Annotated in this window: 13 protein-coding genes; 8 read left to right on the top strand and 5 right to left on the bottom strand. The window is 39.9% G+C overall.

Features of this window, described 5'->3' with window-relative positions; all coding sequences use genetic code 11:
• The first annotated feature begins 47 nt into the window (after nucleotides 1–47).
• The 5 genes from V3Z67_RS16805 to V3Z67_RS16785 all read left to right on the top strand — a co-directional run bounded on the left by V3Z67_RS16805 (nucleotide 48) and on the right by V3Z67_RS16785 (nucleotide 5,993).
• Nucleotides 48–1,667, top strand: coding sequence for a M1 family metallopeptidase (locus V3Z67_RS16805; RefSeq protein WP_330444416.1), 1,620 nt, complete (start codon nucleotides 48–50; stop codon nucleotides 1,665–1,667).
• Nucleotides 1,668–1,765: 98 nt separating this feature from the next.
• A complete protein-coding gene (locus V3Z67_RS16800; RefSeq protein ID WP_330444415.1) occupies nucleotides 1,766–2,683 on the top strand; it encodes a phospholipase A in 918 nt (305 codons plus the stop codon).
• 166 nt (nucleotides 2,684–2,849) lie between these two features.
• Nucleotides 2,850–4,355 carry an aldehyde dehydrogenase family protein gene (locus tag V3Z67_RS16795; RefSeq protein WP_330444414.1) on the top strand — a complete coding sequence of 502 codons (1,506 nt, stop codon included), beginning with the start codon at nucleotides 2,850–2,852 and terminating at the stop codon, nucleotides 4,353–4,355.
• Between the two features lie 88 nt (nucleotides 4,356–4,443).
• Nucleotides 4,444–5,478 carry an alcohol dehydrogenase AdhP gene (adhP, locus tag V3Z67_RS16790; RefSeq protein WP_330444413.1) on the top strand — a complete coding sequence of 345 codons (1,035 nt, stop codon included), beginning with the start codon at nucleotides 4,444–4,446 and terminating at the stop codon, nucleotides 5,476–5,478.
• 140 nt (nucleotides 5,479–5,618) lie between these two features.
• Entirely contained in the window at nucleotides 5,619–5,993 is a 375-nt protein-coding gene (locus tag V3Z67_RS16785; protein WP_330444412.1) for a DUF779 domain-containing protein, read from the top strand.
• On the opposite strand, the gene V3Z67_RS16780 is transcribed toward V3Z67_RS16785, so the two are convergent.
• On the bottom strand, nucleotides 5,990–6,919 hold the full coding sequence (locus tag V3Z67_RS16780) for an AraC family transcriptional regulator (protein WP_330444411.1): 930 nt from the start codon (nucleotides 6,917–6,919) through the stop codon (nucleotides 5,990–5,992). The two genes, V3Z67_RS16785 and V3Z67_RS16780, sit on opposite strands and share 4 nt — an antisense overlap.
• A gap of 144 nt (nucleotides 6,920–7,063) precedes the next feature.
• Here V3Z67_RS16780 and V3Z67_RS16775 point away from each other — a divergent pair, with 144 nt between their 5' ends.
• A complete protein-coding gene (locus V3Z67_RS16775) occupies nucleotides 7,064–7,723 on the top strand; it encodes a hypothetical protein (protein WP_330444410.1) in 660 nt (219 codons plus the stop codon).
• Between the two features lie 94 nt (nucleotides 7,724–7,817).
• Here the strand turns inward: V3Z67_RS16775 and V3Z67_RS16770 are convergent, their stop codons facing one another.
• The 3 genes from V3Z67_RS16770 to prfB form a co-directional block, all read right to left on the bottom strand.
• Nucleotides 7,818–9,041 (bottom strand): GAF domain-containing sensor histidine kinase, encoded by a 1,224-nt coding sequence (locus tag V3Z67_RS16770; protein ID WP_330444409.1) that lies wholly within the window; start codon nucleotides 9,039–9,041, stop codon nucleotides 7,818–7,820.
• A 125-nt stretch (nucleotides 9,042–9,166) separates the two neighbouring features.
• Nucleotides 9,167–10,390 (bottom strand): GAF domain-containing sensor histidine kinase, encoded by a 1,224-nt coding sequence (locus V3Z67_RS16765; protein ID WP_330444408.1) that lies wholly within the window; start codon nucleotides 10,388–10,390, stop codon nucleotides 9,167–9,169.
• Nucleotides 10,391–10,543: 153 nt separating this feature from the next.
• Nucleotides 10,544–11,639 (bottom strand): peptide chain release factor 2 gene (gene prfB / locus V3Z67_RS16760; protein ID WP_330444407.1). Its coding sequence is split into 2 segments (ribosomal slippage): nucleotides 10,544–11,575 and nucleotides 11,577–11,639, totalling 1,095 coding nucleotides; the frame shifts between segments, so codons are not numbered across the junction.
• 48 nt (nucleotides 11,640–11,687) lie between these two features.
• On the opposite strand from prfB, the gene V3Z67_RS16755 reads away from it, so the two are divergent.
• A complete protein-coding gene (locus tag V3Z67_RS16755; protein WP_330444406.1) occupies nucleotides 11,688–12,713 on the top strand; it encodes a threonine aldolase family protein in 1,026 nt (341 codons plus the stop codon).
• A gap of 133 nt (nucleotides 12,714–12,846) precedes the next feature.
• Here V3Z67_RS16755 and V3Z67_RS16750 read toward each other — a convergent pair whose 3' ends face one another.
• Nucleotides 12,847–13,170 (bottom strand): YbaB/EbfC family nucleoid-associated protein, encoded by a 324-nt coding sequence (locus tag V3Z67_RS16750; RefSeq protein WP_035134858.1) that lies wholly within the window; start codon nucleotides 13,168–13,170, stop codon nucleotides 12,847–12,849.
• Between the two features lie 266 nt (nucleotides 13,171–13,436).
• On the opposite strand from V3Z67_RS16750, the gene V3Z67_RS16745 reads away from it, so the two are divergent.
• The gene (locus V3Z67_RS16745) at nucleotides 13,437–15,566 is read left to right on the top strand and encodes a S9 family peptidase (protein WP_442902273.1); all 2,130 of its coding nucleotides are present in this window, start codon (nucleotides 13,437–13,439) and stop codon (nucleotides 15,564–15,566) included.
• The last annotated feature ends 35 nt before the right edge of the window (nucleotides 15,567–15,601 follow it).

Below are 15,601 nucleotides of genomic sequence, written 5' to 3'. Positions count from 1 at the left end.
GGTAACAAATTCTTACATTTCATGACTAATAGTGTAAACGGTTTATCATGAAAAACACCTTATTGCTTATCGCCTCATTATTTGCCTTTGCCTATGCAAGTGCTCAGGAATTTTCCAGAAGGGATAGCCTGCATGGCGGACTGCGCCCTGAAAGGACAAGTTTTGATGTACTTCGCTATGATCTTAACATCACGGTAAACCCTGATAAAAGATTTATAAGTGGCTATAATGACATTACTTTTAAAGTGGTAAACAATACCCAAAAAATTCAGCTGGATCTTTTTGAGAATATGAAGATTGAAAGCATAATGCTTAAAAACAATAAGCTGAAATATACCCGTGATAACGATGCTGTTTTTATATCGTTCCCTAACGAGCTAAAAGCAGGGAGTGAGCATACGCTAAGGTTTAACTATTCGGGGAAGCCTAAAGTAGCACGTAATGCTCCTTGGGACGGAGGTTTTGTTTTTACAGAAGATAATAACGGCAAACCCTGGATAGGTGTGGCAGTGCAGGGAACAGGTGCCAGCCTTTGGTATCCTGTAAAAGACCACCAGAGTGATGAGCCCGACAACGGAGCCTCTATAAAAGTAGCTGTTCCAAACGGACTTATGAATGTTTCTAACGGGCGTTTTAAAGGCAGTGAAGATCTTAAAAACGGTTATACCCGCTGGGACTGGGAGGTTATAAACCCAATTAACAACTACGATATTACGGTAAACATTGCCGACTATGTGCATATACATGATAACTACAAAGGGCTTGACCTTGATTACTATGTATTAAACTACAATAAGGAAAAAGCCGAAGAGCAGTTTAAGCAGGTAAAACCGATGATGGAATGTTTTCAAACTAAGTTTGGGGAGTATCCGTTTAAGGAAGACGGTTATAAACTGGTAGAAACCCCATACTTAGGTATGGAGCACCAAAGTGCTGTTGCTTATGGTAACAATTATAAAATGGGGTACAGGGGAGGTGACCTGTCGTACACCGGTGTAGGGTTAACGTTTGATTATATCATTATACACGAAACCGGGCACGAATGGTTTGGCAACAGTATAACCTCTAAGGATATTGCCGATATGTGGATTCATGAGAGTTTTACGACGTATAGCGAAACCGTGTATTTGGAATGTATGTTGGGCTATGATAAAGCAATGCAGTATGTGTATGGTCAGCGAATGGGAGTACGTAACGATAAGCCTGTTATAGGGATATTTGGTGTGAACAGTGAAGGGTCGGGCGATATGTACTACAAAGGAGCACTAATGCTCAATACCATAAGGCATATTGTAAATGATGATGACAAATGGTGGGCTATGTTGCTTAAATATGCCGAAACCTATAAAAAACAGGTTATTGAAGGGCAGGATGTTATTAACTTTTTCAGTAAAGAAAGCGGTATAAACCTGGAGCCTGTATTTAACCAGTACCTACGATACAGAAGTATTCCTAAACTGGAGTTAAAGCTGAAAGACCATCAGTTACAGTACCGCTGGGAAACCGATGAGGAAAACTTTACCATGCCGGTAGATGTTGATATTTACGATAAAAACATACGACTTAACGGAACCAACGATTGGCAAACCCTAACTGTTGAAGCTGATAAGATTAAGGATGTTCAGCCAAAAATAAAGAAGTTTTATATTAAAGTAGATAAGATGTAAAATTTATAATTGGTAAAATAACTCATGAAGAATATGGGAGAATCAAATAACCCAGCTTCTCTTTAAAAACGTTATATTTGTTAGGAAACACGTGTATTATGCTACAAATACCAAACGCCTTACAACGTTATTTTACTTTCATACTGATGCTGTTTTGTTGGTTTGCTACTGCACAAACCAATTCACTTTTCAACAGGCAACGGTTAAACAGCTTGGCACAGCGTTGGGAGCTTGATTCGCTTTCACAACCTGCCACATTTGTAGTTACTCCTTATAAACCCGTTTATATACTGCCTTTTAGATGGTCGAGTTCGCCAAACGGGCAACCCCGTAGTGGTAACAATAATCCGGATTATACCGTAACCGATAACCTTAATCTTAATAACCTTGAAGCCAAGTTCCAAATAAGTTTTAAGGTAAAGGTTGCACAGGGGCTTTTTTGGGGTAATGGCGACCTATGGGGAGCCTATTCACAAAAAGCGCACTGGCAGGTGTATAATGCTTCGTTGTCACGACCTTTTAGGGAAATCAACTACGAGCCCGAAGCAATTTTGAACTTCACTACACATTACAGTCTGTTTGGCTTTAAAGGGAGAATGGCAGGGATAAGTGTTAACCATCAGTCAAACGGAAGGTCGTACCCCTTATCACGTAGCTGGAACAGGTTGATAGCCCATGCCGCTTTTGAGAAGGATGACTGGCAGGTTTTTGTAAGGGCATGGTACCGCATTCCAGATGATATAGACGATAACCCTAATATTTCCCGTTATGTAGGTCATGGCGATGCCACAGTAACTTATGCTACCGATAAGGATATCTTTTCGGCTACCGTAGCGCCTAATTTCAGTTTTAATAAAAACATGAAAGGGAGTATTGAGCTTAACTGGGCGCGAAGTATAAAAGGTAACTTAAAGTTCCATGCACAGTTTTTTCATGGCTATGGCGAAACGCTTATTGATTATAATCAGCTGCAAACCATTGTTGGGATAGGGATATCACTTGTGGAATGGATGTAATTATATACTTTCTATTTTTCACACTTCTATTTTGTTATTAATTCAAAAAAAGAATAGTAAAATAATCAAAGTGGTAAAATTGTGCTATTATTTGAAAAGATTGTGCTATCCTAAAACGTTATAGTAATCTACTTTTGGTAATATAACCTTTAATATTACTATAAGTATGAGTTCAATAGTTTCAAGACCGCAGTTTAAAGAAAAGTACGATAACTTTATTGGCGGCAAATTTGTACCACCTGTTAAAGGCGAGTATTTTGACAACATTTCCCCTATAGACGGAAAACCTTTTGCAAAAGCAGCCCGCTCTACTAAAGAAGATATAGATCTTGCTCTTGATGCTGCCCATGAAGCATTTAAAACATGGGGTAAAGCCTCTCCGGCATACCGTAGCAGTGTACTTAATAAAATTGCCGATGTTATGGAAGCCAATCTGGAATACCTGGCAACGGTAGAAACCATAGATAACGGTAAAGCAATACGCGAAACTCTTGCTGCCGATTTACCCCTTTGTATAGATCACTTTAGGTATTTCGCCTCGGTTATAAGAGGTGAGGAAGGTACAATATCAGAACACGACGAAAACACGGTTAGCATCGTTTTGCATGAGCCTATAGGTGTTGTAGGGCAAATTATCCCGTGGAACTTCCCGCTACTTATGGCTACCTGGAAAATTGCCCCCGCTATTGCCGCAGGTAACTGTACAGTGGTTAAGGCTGCCGAACAGACTCCGGTTTCCATTATTGTATTAATGGAACTTATTAAAGATGTGGTGCCGCCGGGAGTAATAAACATAGTAAATGGTTTTGGTGTTGAGGCAGGTAAACCACTGGCTACCTCACCAAGAATTAGTAAAGTATCGTTTACCGGAGAAACCACCACCGGTAGGCTTATCATGCAATATGCTGCCGAAAATATTATCCCTTCTACTATGGAGCTTGGAGGTAAATCACCTAATATTTTCTTCAAATCTGTAGGTGATGCCGATGATGAGTTTTTCGATAAGGCGGTAGAGGGTGCTGTAATGTTTGCCCTTAATCAGGGTGAGATTTGTACGTGTCCGTCACGTATGCTGGTACACGAAGATATTTACGATAAGTTTATAGAAAGAGTAGTGGCGCGTACAGAGGCTATTAAAATTGGTCATCCGCTGGATAAAACCGTGGCAATGGGAGCACAGGCTTCAAACGACCAGTATGAAAAAATTAAATCATACCTAAAAATTGGTAAGGATGAAGGCGCACAGGTACTAACAGGTGGTGATGTGAATCAGCTTGATGGCGAACTGGGTACGGGCTACTACATTCAGCCAACCATCTTTAAAGGGAATAATAAAATGAGAATTTTCCAGGAAGAGATATTTGGCCCTGTGGTATGTGTAACTACCTTTAAAACGACCGAGGAGGCTATAGAGATTGCTAACGATACCCTTTATGGGCTTGGTGCCGGTGTATGGACACGTGATGCACACGAGCTGTATCAGGTTCCTAGAGCCATACAGGCAGGTAGGGTTTGGGTAAACAATTACCATGCATATCCTGCACATGCTCCGTTTGGCGGATATAAAAAATCGGGCTTTGGCCGAGAAAATCATAAAATGATGCTTGAGCATTACAGGCAAACTAAAAACATGCTGATTTCTTACGATAAAAAGAAATTAGGATTTTTCTGATTTTAGAGTTTGGATTAAAAGGCAGGCCTATCATAGCCTGTCTTTTTTTATAATATGAAATTGATACAACCAACCAAAAATAATTACTATGTTACCAAAAACCATGAAAGCTGCAGTGGTGCGCGAATTTGGCAAGCCATTGCAAATTGAAGAAGTAGAAGTAAAACGCCCTGGGCGTAACCAGATATTAGTTAAGGTTATTGCCAGTGGTGTTTGCCATACCGACCTGCATGCTGTAGACGGCGACTGGCCCGTTAAACCTAAAATGCCGCTTATACCGGGGCACGAGGGTGTGGGGTATGTTGTTGCTGTAGGGCCAGATGTGTATAATGTGAAAGAAGGGGATGCTGTAGGTGTGCCGTGGCTGTATAGTGCCTGTGGCGGATGTGAGTACTGTATTACCGGATGGGAAACCCTGTGTGAGAGTCAGCAAAACGGAGGGTATAGTGTAGACGGTGGTTTTGCCGAATATGTTATTGCCGATGCCCGTTATGTGGGACACTTGGGGTCTAACCCTAACTTTTTGGAAATGGCTCCTATACTTTGTGCCGGAGTTACCGTATATAAAGGCTTAAAGGAAACAGATACCAAGCCGGGTGAGTGGGTTGCTATATCGGGTATTGGCGGACTGGGGCATGTAGCTGTACAGTATGCCAAAGCGATGGGACTCCATGTAGCAGCTATTGATGTAGCCGATGATAAACTGGCACTGGCAAAACGACTGGGTGCCGACTTAGTTGTAAATGCTAAAGAGCAGGACCCCGGTACTTTCCTGAAAAAGGAAACAGGAGGTATGCACGGAGCACTGGTTACGGCGGTTTCGCCTATAGCTTTTAAACAGGGACTGGAAACCCTTAGGCGTAAAGGTACGCTTGCCCTTAACGGATTGCCACCGGGAAGTTTTGACCTGCCTATTTTTGATACCGTACTTAACAGGATCACCGTAAGGGGGTCTATAGTTGGTACACGAAAAGATTTGCAGGAAGCCATACAATTTGCGCAGGAAGGAAAGGTGAAAGCTAATGTGACTGCTGCAAAACTGGAGGATATTAATAATGTTTTTGATAAAATGAAAAAAGGTGAGATTGAAGGTCGTATGGTACTTCAGATAGCCGAGGGATAATATGTTATCGGTTATTTCGAAAGTTCTGTTTTCCATTTCGAGCGGAATGTAATGAAGTCGGGAAATCTCATAATCACTTTTTGGATTTTTCCACAAGGTCAAAACGGAACTTTCGGAGTAACTTTACTAAAACTACTGTTATGTATAAAAGAATTGACTGTACACCACAGGGAGCAGAACTTATTGCCAAACTAAAAGACAGGAACGGCGAACTCATGTTTCATCAAAGCGGGGGGTGTTGTGACGGAAGTCAGCCCATGTGTTTTGAGAAGGGAGATTTTAAGCTGGGTTACAGTGATGTGTGCCTTGGCGTGGTTGAAGGTTGTGAGTTTTGGATGAGTAAAGACCAGTTTGAATACTGGAAACACACTCATCTTACCCTTACAGCGGTAGAGGGCAGGGGAGCCAGTTTTTCGCTCGAAATACCTTATGGTATGCGATTTTTAATAGAGTCGAGGCTGTTTACCGAAGAGGAAGCTAAAGACCTTGAACCACTTAAATATCTTGAAGATTAATTAATGTATAACTGTTGGTATTGCTTAGGGGTAATACCTTCATGTTTTTTAAACAGCCTGATAAAATAATTACAGTCCTCAAACCCCGACTGGAAACATACTTCGTTTACTTGTATCCCCGGGTGTTTTAAAAGCTGTTTCGCCTGTTTTATTTTTTCATTCAGTATAAACTCAAGTGGTGTCATACCCAGTTCGCGCTTAAAGTAGCGGTAAAACGATGTGGTACTCATACATGCTTTTTCGCTAAGGTCTTTAAGGCTTAGGTTTTGGGTAATATTATTTTTAATATATTCGGCAATTACGTGCATAGCATTTTCATTGTCACTGCCTGTCTGTAAAGTTTTAGAGCTGTTAAGCGTCTGTATGGTTTGCGACTGCACAATACGCACCAGTAATTCCTGAAGGCTGAGGTCTACCAATGCATCTTTAGTGACCGATGTGCTCATACATTCCTTTATCAGTTTATTGATGGATGTAGCCAGTTCGGTATTATTATAAAAGAAATAATTTTCGTGGTCCAGCTTCCAGATGTTCTTACCGTCTTTAGGGTAGCGTTCGTTCAAAAAATTAAGGGTACTGCTAATCTTGTCATGGTCTATGGCAAGCGCGAGGCATTGAGTAGGGTTGTGGGTAGAGGCTTCGGGGAAGTCAATACGCATTTCCACGTTAGAGGGTACAATAACCGTTTCTCCCGGCAGGTACTCAAACTCAGGGTCATCAAAAAGATGCATTACTTTTTTTCCCCTTAGCATACTGGTCACTACAAGATCGTTAAACTTTAACGGAACCAGCTGTGCTTCCTTATAGGTTTCAAATATGTTGAGTTCGCAGTTATCCAGTGAATAAACCGACCTGTTTTCCACTAGCGTTTTTAGTGATTTCTCTGTAGTAAGCTCAGGGGTGGTGAGTAATTTTTTGGAGTGCATGGCAGTAAATTAAAGAGTTAAAAATTACTAAAAATTTTTGAATAACGCAATTGCTGGGGCTGTTAAAAATTAAAACCCTAATGAAAACCTATGCTGGTTGCGATTGTTTATATTTGAAAAAGAATTAACCAAACACCTTAAATAATGAAGAAATACTTTTTGATATTGCTGTTTATACCATTGTCTTTTATTTCATGTATGGAGCCTGTAGAGTTTTTTGATTATAGTAACAAACAGGATTTAATTGGACTGAAACGTTTTTTTAAAAATGAAAGTTTTCAGTATCAATTATTAGGCAGTTATAGTTATAAGGGTAAAGCTATTATAGGTGATTATATTATTGATGATAAGTATGCGCTTCACATTATTAAAATTGATAGTTTAACTAAAAACTATAATTTAAGTGTTGCTGGTAATAAATCTTTTAGCAATGTTAACTCTTCATATAATATACTTGAGGGAGGAAACTATGAGTTAAAATATAATCTGGCTAAACTATCTAAAATTAAGGAAAAGGCATCAATACATTTTTCTTCGGATGGTGAAATGGAAAAAATATTTTCAAATGACACACTTAATGTTTACAGTACAGAGTATAATTATCTTACTGCTTATTTTAATGATAAGCCTGATGTAAGGATGTATGTTGAAGTGAATAAAACAGGTAAACTTAGGTCTGATATTGCTTTTTTCAGGAAAGATGATAGTGTTTATCTTTTAATCTTTAGTGAGGCTTACTTACCAACATCAACCCCAATCATGAATCCGGGAGATATAATGCAATATATTATAAAGAAAAAGTAAATCATAAAAATGAAAAATCCCGTGGTTAATCACCAACCCACGGGATTTTTTCGTTCTAAGAATATAGATATTGAATCAAAAAAACAGGAAATACCTATCCGAAATATTCCTGCAATTCTTCCTTTTCATATTTAAGTGGAAGTGAAACGATAAAAGATGTACCCTTATCTTTTCCGGCACTTTTGGCTTGAATAGTACCGTGGTGTAGCTCTACAAACGATTTGGTTATGGATAACCCCAGTCCGTTTGAGGTTTCCTTACCCGTAGGTTTGGAGCTTAGTTTAGCAAATTTGGTAAACAGTTTGCTAATGTCTGCCTGGCTTAATCCCTGTCCTTCATCCTGCACCTCTATACGCATGATGTTTTCTTCCTGCTTTGCTATTATTCTTACGGTAGTGCCCGCGTAAGAATATTTAAGCGCATTGCTTACAAGGTTATGCATAACATCAGAGATCTTGGCCTTGTCGGCATATATTTTAGGCAGTTCAGGGTCGTGTTCCAGTAGTAAAGCCTGGTTTTTCCTGTTTGCCAGTAATTCAAAACTCGTTAGTATTTTGGTAAACATTTCATTAAGGTCTACCTCTTCAATAGAAAGTGTAAGCCTGTGTTCGTCTTCTTCGGCCTGTTTTAAAATATCTGCCAGCTTGTTTTGTATACGGAGTACGCTGGCTTTAATCATACCGCTCATCCTTTCAACTTTCGAACTGTCTTTGGTTAAAATCTCGTTCGCCAGTTTAATGGAGGCCAATGGATTTTTTATTTCGTGCAGTGCTATATTGGTAAGGTCTATTTGCGACTCAATACTCTTGCGGTAGCGCAGGCGGCTTTCCAGTTTGTTTACAATGATTTTAGAAAGCGTTTTAAGCATGTCCATTTGGGCATCGGTAGCTTCGCGCGGTACATTATCTATCACACAAACAGTACCTACAAGGTAACCTTCGGGAGTTTTTAAAGGTGCTCCTGCATAAAAGCGTATGCCGTCTTGGCCGGCTACATAAGGACTTTCTAATAAATCAGGCGAAGTATGAGTGTCGTTAAAAACGGTAACATTGTCATTAAGTATAGTCAGTGAGCATAAGCTGTCTCTACGATCAACCACGTTATGGGGTAGTAGGCTAAGGTTAGACTTTAAAAAGACCCTGTCCTGATCCACAAACGAAATGAAGGCACTGGTGGTGTTAAATATTTGTGCAGCCAACAGAGCAATCTTGTCAAACGCCTCTTCACTGTGAGTATCCAGTATACGGTACTCATACAGCTTTTCAAGCCTTTGCATGTCGTTTGACGGAATTATGGATGTAGGTTTTGTATATATCATACTTCGTTAAAGAACAGTGCTTTTGTGTGGGAATAAATTCCTATTCTTCATCGAAGGTAAGTCTTAATTTCGTACAAATAAAACTTTAGCAGAATGTTATAACACATACTGTGTTAAAGTATAAATTAACGCATTTGTGGCTCTTTTTCTACTTCATAAATAAGCGGAAGCGATACAAAAAAGGAGGTGCCCATCTCTTTACCGGAGCTGGTTGCGTATATCTCTCCGTTATGCATTTCTACGAATGATTTACATATGGAAAGTCCCAGTCCGTTTGAGGTTTCCTTACCTGTAGGCTTAGAACTCAGCTTGGCAAAACGGGTAAAAAGTTTATTGATATCATCTTGATCCAGTCCCTGACCTTCGTCCCTAAACTCCACATCTACCGAGGTGCAGTTACGGCTAACGAAAATGTTAATATCTGAATCAGGATAAGAATATTTTAACGCGTTACTAAGCAGGTTGTGAAAAACATCGGTTATTTTTTTCCGGTCTATAAAAACAGGAGGGATATTAGCGTCATAACTCAGTGTTACGGTTTGCTTCTTTTTATTAGCCTGTAACTGAAAGGTCTCTAAAAGCGATTCGAAAATCTCTTTCAGGTTGGTTTCCTCCATGCACAGTTTTTGCTGTACTTCTTCATCCTCACTGTCTTTAAGCAGGTCGTGTAGTTTTGTCTGTATACGGGCTATACTGTCTTTAACCCTTAAATACATACTTTCACTGCGAGTAGGATCTTTTTTAATTACATCGTTTGCCAGTTTTATAGATGCTAACGGGTTTTTTATTTCGTGCAGGGTGATGTTCATTAACTCATGCTGTGCCTTTAACAGGTTTTTATACCTAAGGCGCATTTCCAGTTTGTTTACAACGAGGTCGGCCAGGTTTTTAAGCATTTCCTGTTTTCTTTTGCTTATATGCCCGTAACGAGGTTTTTTATCGGCTACACATACGGTTCCTAGTAAATAGCCTTCGGGACTTCTAAGCGGAGCACCTACATAAAAACGAACGCCTCCTTTTTTCTTTACCAATAGGCTGTCTTTGGTATATTCATTTTCTGAAGCGTCTTTTATAATGGTGCATTCGTCATCAATAATTGCCATACCGCACAGTGATTTCTCACGCGGTATTACATTACCTTCAAACGGACTAATATTGGCTTTTATGAATACACGGTCTTCGTCTACAAAAGTGACAAAAGCATAAGGGGTTTTAAAAACTTTTGAAGCGAGCAGGGCAATTTTGTCAAAGGTATCTTCCGGGTGGGTATCAAGAATTTGATACTCATACAGCTTTTTTAAGCGCAGGCTGTCATTCTCAGGGACAAGTATGTCTGCTTGATGGTTCATGGGGATGTGTGGTATTACAAGTTAAAAAAAACTTCCACAGTGTTAAATGCGTGTGAAAAACACTCTAAAGTACAATATTTTTTTGTAAATACATTAGGCTTTAGAGTGTTATTTTGGCTTTTTTTTAACTTTTGAGGTTTTCCCGTAAAAAGGCTATTCCTCCTTTTGTCCCATCATCATTAGGTAGGCTTTAAGGAACTCGTCTATTTCACCGTTCATAACGCCGTCTACATCGCTGGTTTCATAGCCGCTACGCACGTCTTTAACCAATTTGTACGGATGCATAACGTAGTTTCTTATTTGCGATCCCCACTCAATTTTCATTTTGTTTGCCTCAATCTCGTCACGCACTGCCTGACGCTTTTTCAGCTCAATTTCATAAAGCTGCGATTTAAGCAACTGCATCGCCTTGGTTTTGTTATCCAGCTGCGAACGCGTTTCGGAGTTTTCAATAATAATTCCGGTAGGGTGGTGGCGCAGTCGTACCGCTGTTTCAACCTTATTTACATTTTGACCTCCCGCACCGCTGGAACGCATGGTTTCCCAAGTAATGTCTGCAGGGCTTATATCAATTTCAATGGTGTCGTCTGCAAGCGGGTATACGTATACCGATGCAAATGAGGTATGCCTTTTAGCATTACTGTCAAACGGTGAAATACGTACCAGCCTGTGTACGCCGTTCTCGCCCTTTAGGTAACCAAAGGAATATTCGCCCTCAAACTCAAGGGTAACGGTTTTAACTCCTGCAACCTCACCTTCCTGAAAGTTAAGTTCGCGAACCTTATAACCTTCTTTTTCGCCCCACATAATGTACATACGCATAAGCATAGAAGCCCAGTCACAACTTTCGGTACCACCGGCACCGGCAGTAATTTGCAGTACGGCACTAAGGGAATCCCCTTCGTCGCTAAGCATATTCTTGAACTCAAGGTTTTCTATGTGTACTATGGTTTGGCTGTACTGGTTATCCAGTTCTTCTTCGGTAGCATCGCCTTCCTTGAAAAACTCATAAATAACCTGTAGCTCTTCTGCCATCGCATTTCCCTTTTCGTAGTCTTCTACCCACTTTTTCTTAGAACGTAGGTTTCTTACCACAATTTCGGCCTCTTTGGCGTTGTTCCAAAAATCAGGAGCAAAGGTTTTTTCTTCTTCGTTAGTAATCTCAATTAATTTCCTATCGATGTCAAAGATACCTCCTCAGCGCACCAAGGCGCTCTATAATACCTTTAATTTGTTCGGTATTTGTCATAAATAAATGTAGTTTTGTATTGCAAAAATAAGCTATACTTTTCATAATATGGAAATAAATTTAGTAAGCGACACAGTAACCAAACCTTCTCACGACATGTTACAGCATATGTTTAGGGCGAGAGTGGGCGATGATGTGTATAAACAGGATCCTACGGTTAACGAACTGGAAGAATCAGTTGCAGAACTTTTTGGTATGGAGGCCGCTTTATTTTTTCCGTCGGGCACCATGGCAAACCAAACCGCCATTAAATTGCACACTAACCCGGGAGAGCAGGTAATATGCGACAAATGGGCACATATATATAACTATGAAGGCGGAGGTGCCTCGTTTAACAGTGGAGTTTCATGCAGGCTTTTGGATGGTGACAGAGGGATGATTACAGCAGGACAGGTGGCCGAGGCGATTAACCCGCCCGACTTTTACCATAGTCCGTTAACGAGCTTAGTGTCTATAGAAAATACTACAAATAAAGGCGGAGGAGCATGTTATGACATGGAAAACCTGAAGCAGATAAAAGAAGTTTGTACTGCAAACAACCTTAAATACCACCTTGACGGTGCCCGCCTGTGGAATGCCCTTGTGGCAAGAAGGCAGCACCCTAAGCAGTTTGGAGAGCTGTTTGATACCATTTCGGTTTGCCTTAGTAAAGGGTTAGGCGCTCCTGTAGGATCGGTACTGTTAGGTAGTAAGGAAGATATGAACAGGGCGTTGCGTGTGCGTAAGATATTAGGTGGCGGTATGCGTCAGGCAGGTTATCTGGCGGCAGCAGGTTTGTATGCTTTACAAAACAATGTAGGCAGGCTGGAAGAAGATCATAAAAGAGCTAAAGATATAGGTAACCTGTTACAGCAGTTACCTTGGATAGACAAGGTTGAACCTGTAGAAACCAACATACTTATATTTTCCCTTAAACCGCAATACAGTGAGGCCGACCTGATGGAGAAGCTAAAACAGAAAAGCATTCATATCAGTTCGCTGGGTAAAGGTAAACTGCGTATAGTGACACACCTGGATTATAAAGGGGTAATGCACGATTTTGTAATGGAAACACTGCAGAAGCTTACTTTGTAGTTTTGAATTTCCTGTTTCTGATTGTCATTACAAGGAGGAACGATGTAATAATGTATATAAAATAATAAAAAAGCGCGGATTACTCATCCGCGCTTTTTTAAATCTTTTAATAGTAAATTTTAAATAACTACTGTTATTTAAACATATCCATACCCGGTATGTTTGGCATACCGTCTTTAGCAACAGCACCAAGCTCGGCTTCGTTAACCGATGTTGCTTTTGCAATAGCTTTGTTAAGTACCATTACCAGGTAATCTTCAAGCTGTTCTTTATCTTCTAAAAGCTCATCGGCAACGGTAACCGATTTGATTTCGCGGTTAGCCGTAAGCGTCACTTTTAACAGTCCGTCATTACTTTGCTCATCTACCAGTACGGTATCAAGTCTTTTTTTGGTTTCTTCCATTTTTTGCTGGGTTTCCTTAATCTTACCCATCATGCCCATAATATCTCCAAACATAGTGTTGATTTTTTATTTGTTTTGTTGTGGCAAAATTATTAAAATAAAAATGTTTTTTACACTGTTTTAATGTCGCTTTAACGGTGTGATTGCCTGTTGTAGGGGAGATAGCTGCAAACAAGAGGATTTTTGAGGAAAGTGTTTTTACATTCTTTTTATAATACGAAGGTTATTAACTGTTGATTGTGTAAATATTTTTTGTGTTTGATGAAAATTATCTGCTAAAAATATTAAATTGCACGTTTAAATAATAATCATTTAAAAGAATGAAAAAACACTTACTTTTAAGTTGTGTTTGTGTTATTTTTGCATGCGACCAAACTAAAAAATCTGAAATGACAGAAACCGTCGCGGCACCCGTGGCCGCAATTAAACCAGAAAAACTGGAAAAACACGGAGATGTTAGGATCGATAATTACTACTGGTTAAATGAGAGGGAAAACCCGGAAGTAATAGACTACCTAAACAAAGAAAACGAATACTACCAACAGTGTACTGCCCACACCAAGGAGTTCCAAAAGGAATTATTTGAGGAAATGAAAGGCAGGATTAAAGAGGACGACTCTTCTGTCCCTTACCTTTACAACGGTTATTACTACATTACCCGTTATGAAAAAGGTAAAGATTATCCTATTTATGCCCGTAAGAAAGGAAACCTCGATGCCCCTGAGGAAATTATGTTTGACTGCAACGAGCTTGCAAAAGGACAAAGTTACTTTCAGCTAAAAGGAATCAATATTAGTGAGGACAACCAATGGGCTGCTTTTGCGGTAGATACCGTTTCAAGAAGGCAGTATACCATACAGGTTAAAAACCTGGTTACCGGTGAGGTGCTTCCGTATAAAATTGAAAATACAACAGGAGGTTCTACATGGGCCGGCGATAACAAAACACTTTTCTATACCAGAAAAGACCCTGTTACCTTACGATCTGAAAAGATTTACAAACACAAAATGGGTAACGATGTGGCTAAAGATGAGTTAATTTTTCACGAGAAAGACGACACCTTTAACACGTTTATATACAAAGAGAAATCAAAAAAATATCTTGTAATAGGTTCAAGCAGTACGCTTACCAGCGAATACAGAATACTTGATGCACAAAATCCTGATGGCGAGTTTAAAGTGTTCCAAAAAAGAACACGCGGACTGGAGTATGATATTAGCCACTATGGTGATAAGTTTTACATTGTAACCAATAAAGACAATGCAACCAACTTTAAGCTGATGGAGACTCCGGAAACGGCTACAGGTATGGAAAACTGGAAAGACCTGCTTTCCCATCGTGAGGATGTGCTTATTGAAGGGGTAGATATTTTTAAAAACTACCTTGTGGTAAGCGAACGTTCTAACGGACTTAATAAAATACGTATCCGCCCTTGGGATGGTAGCGAGGAATACTATCTTCCGTTTGATATTGAAACTTATACTGCCTATACTACTACCAATGTTGATTTTGATACCGATGTGCTTCGCTACGGCTACCAGTCTATGGCTACACCAAGTTCGGTTATCGACTTTAATATGAAAACCCGCGAAAAGACCGTAAGGAAAGAGCAGGAGGTACTAGGTGGTAAGTTTGATAAAAATAACTACGAAGAGAAAAGGGTATGGGCTACTGCCGAAGACGGTACTAAAGTGCCTGTCTCTATGGTATACCGCAAAGGTATTAAAATGGACGGTAATAATCCGTTATTATTATACGCTTACGGTTCGTATGGGGCGAGTATGGATCCGTACTTTTCATCCATAAGGCTTAGTTTATTAGACAGAGGCTTTATTTATGCCATTGCCCATATTAGGGGTGGTGAAGATTTAGGTCGTGAATGGTATGAAAACGGAAAGCTGCTTAAAAAGAAAAACACCTTTACCGATTTTATAGACTGTTCTAAATATGTAATAGAGCAGAAATATACTTCGGCTCAGCATTTGTATGCCGAGGGTGGATCAGCAGGTGGATTGCTAATGGGTGCTGTGGTAAACATGGCTCCGCAACTGTACCATGGTGTTATTGCACAGGTGCCGTTTATAGATGTGGTAACTACCATGCTAGACGATTCGATACCGTTAACAACAGGAGAGTATGACGAGTGGGGGAACCCTAACGAAAAAGAGTACTATGATTATATGAAATCATATTCACCTTATGACAATGTAACAGCTCAGAAATATCCTAATATGCTGATAACAACAGGACTACATGATTCTCAGGTGCAATACTGGGAACCTGCCAAATGGGTAGCTAAATTAAGAGCCGTAAAAACCGATAAAAACCAGCTGTATCTTGACACCAATATGGACGCAGGACATGGCGGGGCTTCCGGAAGATTTGAGGCACTAAAAGAGGTCGCTAAAGAGTATAGTTTTTTACTAGATTTGGAAGGAATTCAGGAGTAATTAAATTTTTTTTGTTAGATTTGCAAGGTTTTGAG

The sequence above is a fragment of the Flavobacterium sp. C4GT6 genome, from assembly GCF_036347315.1.
GTDB lineage: Bacteria > Bacteroidota > Bacteroidia > Flavobacteriales > Flavobacteriaceae > Flavobacterium.
The sequence above is the reverse complement of the archived record's forward strand: the minus strand, read 5'-3'. Positions and strand labels throughout refer to the sequence as shown.